Origin of the sequence: Streptomyces bambusae (genome assembly GCF_019400985.1) — a bacterium.
Classification (GTDB): domain Bacteria; phylum Actinomycetota; class Actinomycetes; order Streptomycetales; family Streptomycetaceae; genus Streptomyces; species Streptomyces bambusae_A.
In genome coordinates this window covers 1-6847 of the sequence record NZ_WTFF01000367.1, presented here as the reverse complement: position 1 = coordinate 6847, position 6847 = coordinate 1, and the positions used below count along the sequence as shown (strand labels likewise).

Sequence of the window (6847 nt, the reverse complement as noted above, 5' to 3'; positions counted from 1 at the left end):
AACGCTGGGAGATCGAGACGGCCTTCCTGGCCCTGCGCCACACGATCCTGACGGGCCATGTCCTGCGTTCCGGCGACCAGCCAGGCATCGAACAGGAAGTCTGGGCCCTGCTCCTTGTGCACCAGCTGCTGCGCATGGCCATGGTCACCGCCGTCGAGACGACGCCCGGCACCGACCCGGACCGGGCCTGCTTCACCACCGCTCTCCAGGCCGCCCGCGACCAGCTCACCCTGGCCGCCGACGTCCTGCCCACCCACGCTCCCGACCTCCTCGGCGTCATCGGCCGCGCCGTCCTGGACACCCTGCTGCCCGCCCGCCGCTCCCGCTACAGCGCCCGCAAGGCCAAGAACCCCACCTCCCGCTACCTCAACCGCGACGACGGCCGACCCGGCAAGAGCACACCTGTCACCGCCATCGACATCGCCGTCCGCACCCCGCCCCCAGGCCCTCCTGCCCGCAACCAGCGCCGCCGCGCAGCCAGACCGCCCGGCCCTGCCCGCTCACCCCAACCACCCACCCGCCGGGAACGACTCATGACGATCATGCGGACCGACCCACAACGCTCCTGGCACAGCCGCCGGCTCGCCGAACAACTCGGCATCACCGGCACCCGAACCGGCATCCGCAGCTTCCAGACCCAGATCGCCGAATGGGCCCGACTCGGCTTCCTCCACCGCACAGGCCAAGCCCTCTACTCCCTCACCCAGCCACCACCAACCCCCTCCACAACACCAAACACCCCCTAACTACGCGGCATTGCATCGCGCAGCGACGCGACCGGAGGGAGCGCCCTTGACAGGGCGCCCCGACCCGCACGGACGATGGACTGGCGGGCAGACACCGACACCCCTCCGACCGGGCCCGGCAGGAAACACGCCCTCTCGGGTCGGCCTTGGGAGTCGCTTCGGCCTGGAGTGGACATGCCGGTGCCGTCGCGTGGCGCGCCTGTGGTGTCGCGTGGTGCCATCGTGGCGCCAGGTGGTGTCGCGTGATGCCGCCTCCGTGCCCCTCATGGCGTACGAGCGCGCATGGTGCCACCATTTTTCAGATTGCCATCTGTGTGTTTGTGCAGGTCAGGTGTGTCCTCTGTTCGGCTTCTGTGCGGCCCGCGGCTGCGCGGTGTCATGCGGGCTTGCGCGTGGTGCCATGGTGGTGCCATTATGGCGTCATGGATCTCACCCCGTATGTCGACACCCTTCGCCGCGAGCTTGCGGTGGCCGCCGAAGCCGGTGGGGAAGATGCCCGGGAGCTGGCCGAGAGGCTCACCGCTCCGCTGGAGTCGGCGACCCGGTTGACCATGCTCAACGTGCTCTCCGCCGCGATGGACGAGGTCACCCGTGAACTCGCCCCCGGCTCGGTCGACGTACGGCTGCGCGGGCTGGACCCGGACTTCGTGGTGACGCTGCCGCCCGCCGAGGGCGGCGCTCCCGCGGAGCCGACCGCCGCGCCCGTCGAGCCGGCCAGGGCGCAGGCGCCCGCCGAGGGCGACGAGGGCGGCACCGCCCGCGTCAACCTGCGACTGCCGGCCCACCTCAAGGCCCGTGCCGAGGAGGCCGCGAACCGCGAGGGCCTGTCGGTCAACGCGTGGCTGGTGCGGGCCGTGTCCGCCGCGGTCGACGGCGGCGCGCGGCCGCGGCCGGCGGGCAAGATCCAGAGCGTCGGGCAGAGCATCACGGGCTGGGTGCGCTAGCCGCGTCGCCCGCCCGCCCGCACCATCTCACTCACCCACCACGTCCCACCAGCGGGGACGCCACTGAGACCACAGAGGACGGGACACCCATGCCTTCTTTCGCCACTCCCGAACCGATCTCGGTCACCGCGTACGTGGAGGCCGGCGCCATCCAGTTCACCGCGGGCGACCGCCTCGACACCGTCGTCGAGGTGCGGCCCCGCGACCCGAGGAAGGACCGGGACGTGCGGGCCGCCGAGCAGACCGAGGTCACGTACGCGGGCGGCATCCTGACGGTCAGGACCCCCAAGCAGCGCAACTCGCTGCGCCGCCCCGGCATCGTCGACGTGACGGTCGAACTGCCCACTGGCTCGCGCGTCGACATGACCGGCTCCTGGACCCAGGTGCTCGGCCAGGGCCGGCTCGGCGAGGTGCTCGTGAAGACCTCGTCCGGCGACGTCCGCCTCGATGCGACCGGCCCGCTGAAGCTGACCGCGTCGCACGGCTCGATCACCGTGGACCGCGTCGAGGGCGCGGCCGAGATCACCACCAGCTCCGGCAGCCTGCGCGTCGGCTTCGTCGACGGCCCGGCGGTCCTGAAGAACTCGCACGGCACCACGATCGTCGGCGCCGCGACCGGCGAGCTGCGGGTGAGCGGCGCCCACGGCGACATCGAGATCCGGCGCGCCGAGGACTCGGTCACCGCCACCACCGCCCACGGAACCCTGCGCGTGGGTGAAGTGGCCCGCGGCACCGCCCAGTTGGAGACCGGCTACGGAGCCATCGAGGTCGGCGTCCGCGAGGGCACCGCCGCCTGGCTCGACGTCAATGCGGGCTCCGGCCAGGTGCGCAACATGCTCACCGCCTCCGAGGCTCCGGAGGACACCGAGGACAGGGTCAAGATCCACGCCCGCACCCGGTACGGCAACATCGACGTCCTCCGCGCCAAGGGCTGACCCCCCCCGCAGTAGAGCTGGCCACCCTGCCCCATTCGCGCCACCCTGCCCATTCGCGCCACCCGACCCACTCGCTTCCCGCATCGCTTCAGCCTTCGAACGGAGGGCCTCGTGCCGAGTTCTGTCATGTCCACTTCAGGTTCAGGTCATGGGGGCGGTCGCCCGTCGCCCGCCGCCGCCATCTCCACCACCGGTCTGCGCAAGTCGTACGGCGACAAGACCGTGCTCGACGGCATCGACCTGCACATCCCGGCCGGTTCCGTGTTCGCGCTGCTCGGGCCCAACGGCGCCGGCAAGACCACCACCGTGCAGATCCTGTCCACGCTCATCACCGCAGACGGCGGGCAGGCCCGCGTCGCGGGCCACGACCTCGCCGCCGACCCGCAGGCCGTGCGCGCCGCGATCGGCGTCACTGGGCAGTTCTCCGCCGTCGACGGGCTGATCACCGGCGAGGAGAACATGCTCCTCATGGCGGACCTGCACCACCTGTCCAGGCGCGAGGGGCGGCGGGTCGCGGCGGAGCTGCTGGATCGTTTCGACCTCACCGAGGCGGCGAAGAAGCCCGCCTCCACCTACTCCGGCGGCATGAAGCGCCGCCTCGACATCGCCATGACCCTCGTCGGCGATCCGCGGATCATCTTCCTCGACGAGCCGACCACCGGCCTCGACCCGCGCAGCCGCCACAACATGTGGCAGATCATCCGTGAGCTCGTCACGGGCGGTGTCACCGTCTTCCTCACCACCCAGTACCTGGAGGAGGCCGACGAACTCGCCGACCGCATCGCGGTGCTGAACGGCGGCAGGATCGCCGCTCAGGGCACGGCCGAGGAGCTCAAGCGGCTCATCCCCGGCGGGCACGTCCGGCTCCGGTTCTCGGACCCGTCCGCGTACCGGTCGGCCGCCGCCGCCCTGGGCGAGGCCTCCCGGGACGACGAGGCACTGGCGCTGCAGATCCCCAGCGACGGCAGCCAGCGCGAGCTGCGCTCCATCCTCGACTGGCTGGACGCCGCCGAGATCGAGGCGGACGAGCTGACCGTGCACACCCCGGACCTCGACGACGTGTTCTTCGCCCTGACCGGCTCCACCAGCCCCACCAGCTCCACCAGCCCCACCGTGCCCACCCAGCCCACCTACCCCACCCACCCCAAGGAGGAGGCCCGATGAGCTCCCACTCCCTCGCCGTGCGCGACTCGACCACGATGCTGCGGCGCAACCTCCTGCACGCGCGGCGCTACCCGTCCCTGACCCTGAACCTGCTGCTGACGCCGATCGTCATGCTGCTGCTGTTCGTCTACGTCTTCGGCGACGTGATGAGCGCCGGCATCGGCGGCGGCGGCGCCGATCGCTCCGAGTACATCGCGTACCTCGTCCCGGGCATCCTCCTGATGACCATCGGCGGGACCACGGTCGGCACCGCGGTCTCCGTCTCCAACGACATGACCGAGGGCATCATCGCCCGCTTCCGCACGATGGCGATCCACCGCGGCTCCGTGCTCGTCGGACACGTCATCGGCAGCGTGCTGCAGGCGGTCGTCAGCGTGGTCCTCGTCGGCGCCGTCGGCGTGGCCATCGGCTTCCGCTCCACGGACGCCACGCTCCTGGAGTGGTTCGCGGCGTTCGGTCTGCTCGCGCTGTTCGCCCTGGCGCTCACCTGGATCGCGGTCGGGATGGGCATGGTCAGCCCGAACGCCGAGGCGGCCAGCAACAACGCGCTGCCGCTGATCTTCCTGCCGCTCATCTCCAGCGCCTTCGTCCCGGTCGACGCGATGCCGGGCTGGTTCCAGCCGGTCGCCGAGTACCAGCCGTTCACGCCGGCCATCGAGACCCTGCGCGGGCTGCTGCTCGGTACCGAGATCGGCAACAACGGGTGGATCGCCCTCGCCTGGTGCCTGGGCCTGGCGGTGCTCGGCTACCGCTGGTCGAAGGCGGTGTTCAACCGCGACCCGAAGTGACCGCGTGGCAGATGACGCCGGGCTGCCTGCTAGGTTGACGCTCTTTCCGTGCCCGGGCACCGGTCCTGCCGCGTGCCCGGGCGGCCAGTTTTTGGGGGAACCGAGCAATGCGCACCAGTGCCAGCACCAGAGTCACCACTGCCGTCGGCGTCCGGGTCCTGGCGGCATCCGTGGTCTTGGCAGGGCTGCTGACCGCCTGTTCGTCCGGGGGCGGGGCCGGGGGTGATGGCCGTACGCCGTCCTCGCCCACCGGATCGCCGTCCGGTTCGCCCGCCGGTTCGCCGTCCGGAGGGGCCGACGTACCCGCCGCCGCGGGTGCCGTGGGCGAGCCGGGGAGTGCCTGCCCGCTGCCCGTCACCCTCTCCACCGCCGCCTCGTGGAAGCCCAAGGCGGTCCCGCCGGGGTTCACCCAGGGCGGGCTGACGCTGAGCTGCGAGATCGACGCCAAGCCGGCCGGGCACATCGGGTTCCTGCGGGTCTGGACGGCCGACCGGGCCCCGGGCTCCGCCCGCCAGGTCCTGGAGAACTTCCTCGCCACGGTCAAGACCCCGTCCGGCTCCGCTCCGGTGTTCACCGAGACCACCGCGGGGCCGCTGGCCGCCGTCGAGGCCGCCTTCAAGGCGGAGGTCCTCGACGAGGCGAAGGAGGAGCGGGCCTTCGCGGTGGTCACGCCCTCCGGTGCGGCGGTGGTCGTCCACCTCGGCGGGCTCGACACCGCCGAACACCGGGCGATGCTCCCGGCGTACCAGCTGGCCCGGGAGTCGATGAAGCCCCGCTCCTGAGGTCTGGCTCTCCTCCTCCCCTTCCGTCCTCTCCCCCTCCCCCTCCCCCTCCCCCTCCCCCTCCCCCTCCCGTCCCCCCGTCCGCCCCCCGGCCGCGCCTGGACCCGCTCTCAAGCGGGTTTCCGGCAGCCCTCCGGCGCGGGGCGGGAAGGTCGGGGCACAGGGTCAGGGAGGTTGAGCCGATGTCGGGTGAGCGAGTGCACCGCACGTCGTACGAGATCGACGTGGCAGCGCCGGCCGGAGTGGTCTACGGGCTGATCGCGGACACGACGCAGTGGCCGTTGTTCGTGCCGCCGAGCATCCACGTCGAACGGCTGGACTTCGACGGCGTACTGGACCGGTTCCAGATGTGGGTGACCGCCAACGGGGCCGTCAAGTCCTGGCTGTCGCGCCGCACGCTGGACCCCGGCCGGATGCGGATCGAGTTCCGCCAGGAACTGCCGGCCGCGCCCGCCGTGTCCATGGGCGGCACCTGGAGCGTGGAGGAGCGCGGCGCCGAGCGGTGCCGGCTGCGGCTGGAGCACGAGTTCACCGTGGCCGCCGACCGGCCCGACGACGTCGCGTGGCTGCTGCTGGCCACCGACACCAACAGCCGCGCCGAGCTGGCGCAGCTGAAGGAGACCGCCGAGCAGTGGAGCCGCCTCGACGGGCTGCTGCTGACCTTCGAGGACTCCGTCCGCGTCCACGGGCCCGCGGAGCTGGTCTACGACTTCCTCTACGGCGTCGCCGACTGGCCCGAGCGCGTCCCGCACGTGGCCCGCGTCGACGTGGTCGAGGACCTGCCGGGCGTCCAGGTGATGAGCATGGACACCCGCATCGCGGACGGGTCCGTGCACACCACCGACTCCGTGCGCATCTGCTTCCCGCACGCCTGGCGCATCGTCTACAAGCAGACGCGGACGCCGTTGCTGATGGAGGCGCACACGGGCGAGTGGTCCGTCGTGCCCGACGCGACCGGCGTGACCGTCACCTCCCAGCACAGCGTGCTGCTGCGCGAGGAGGCCTTCGAGCGGGTGCTGGGTCCGGGCGCCGACGTCCACCAGGCGCGGGCCTTCGTCCGTGAGGCCCTCGGGCGCAACAGCGGCGCCACCCTCGAACTCGCCAAGCGGCACGCGGAATCCGCCATTCGCAGCCTCTGACACGACACGACAGGACACGACACATCGGACCGGGAGACGAGTGACCATGACGCACTCTCTCGCGCCGGCGTCGCCCGCGCCCGCGCCGCCCCAGGGCGAGGGCCGGGCCGCCGGCGGTCCCCCTGCCGCCGCCACCCGGGCCGTCCCGGACGCCGATGCGGCGGTGGCGCGGGCACGGCGGGTGGGAAGGGTGCCGCGGTTGTCCCCCCCGCCCCCCCAACCCCCCCCTGCCGCCCCCCCCCCCCTACCCCCCCCCCCGCGCCCCGCCCCCCTCCCCTCCCCAGGGCCCGCCCGCCCCGCCCGGGCCCGGTGTCCGCGTTCTCCCGCCCCCCCTCGGCGCCGCTGCGCA

General features: G+C 72.4%; 6 protein-coding genes and 1 pseudogene. All 7 read left to right on the top strand.

Annotation, left to right across the window (positions count from 1 at the left end):
* A pseudogene (locus GPJ59_RS31605) lies at nt 1–746 on the top strand (IS4 family transposase); the annotation flags it as partial.
* A 422-nt stretch (nt 747–1168) separates the two neighbouring features.
* On the top strand, nt 1169–1690 hold the full coding sequence (locus GPJ59_RS31600; protein WP_219671349.1) for a toxin-antitoxin system HicB family antitoxin: 522 nt from the start codon (nt 1169–1171) through the stop codon (nt 1688–1690).
* Between the two features lie 89 nt (nt 1691–1779).
* Nucleotides 1780–2625, top strand: coding sequence for a DUF4097 family beta strand repeat-containing protein (locus GPJ59_RS31595; RefSeq protein WP_219671348.1), 846 nt, complete (start codon nt 1780–1782; stop codon nt 2623–2625).
* A gap of 126 nt (nt 2626–2751) precedes the next feature.
* Nucleotides 2752–3789, top strand: a complete 1038-nt coding sequence (locus GPJ59_RS31590; RefSeq protein WP_219671347.1) for an ATP-binding cassette domain-containing protein — start codon at nt 2752–2754, stop codon at nt 3787–3789.
* On the top strand, nt 3786–4577 hold the full coding sequence (locus tag GPJ59_RS31585) for an ABC transporter permease (protein WP_219671346.1): 792 nt from the start codon (nt 3786–3788) through the stop codon (nt 4575–4577). The genes GPJ59_RS31590 and GPJ59_RS31585 overlap by 4 nt, the downstream gene beginning before the upstream one ends.
* Before the next feature lie 107 nt (nt 4578–4684).
* Entirely contained in the window at nt 4685–5359 is a 675-nt protein-coding gene (locus GPJ59_RS31580; RefSeq protein ID WP_219671345.1) for a lipoprotein, read from the top strand.
* 182 nt (nt 5360–5541) lie between these two features.
* Nucleotides 5542–6498 carry an aromatase/cyclase gene (locus GPJ59_RS31575; RefSeq protein ID WP_219671350.1) on the top strand — a complete coding sequence of 319 codons (957 nt, stop codon included), beginning with the start codon at nt 5542–5544 and terminating at the stop codon, nt 6496–6498.
* Nucleotides 6499–6847: the final 349 nt, after the last annotated feature.

Coding starts and splice junctions, on each gene's coding strand:
- GPJ59_RS31600 (WP_219671349.1), top strand. CDS start 1,169: ATGGATCTCACCCCGTATGTCGACACCCTTCGCCGCGAGCTTGCGGTG.
- GPJ59_RS31595 (WP_219671348.1), top strand. CDS start 1,780: ATGCCTTCTTTCGCCACTCCCGAACCGATCTCGGTCACCGCGTACGTG.
- GPJ59_RS31590 (WP_219671347.1), top strand. CDS start 2,752: ATGTCCACTTCAGGTTCAGGTCATGGGGGCGGTCGCCCGTCGCCCGCC.
- GPJ59_RS31585 (WP_219671346.1), top strand. CDS start 3,786: ATGAGCTCCCACTCCCTCGCCGTGCGCGACTCGACCACGATGCTGCGG.
- GPJ59_RS31580 (WP_219671345.1), top strand. CDS start 4,685: ATGCGCACCAGTGCCAGCACCAGAGTCACCACTGCCGTCGGCGTCCGG.
- GPJ59_RS31575 (WP_219671350.1), top strand. CDS start 5,542: ATGTCGGGTGAGCGAGTGCACCGCACGTCGTACGAGATCGACGTGGCA.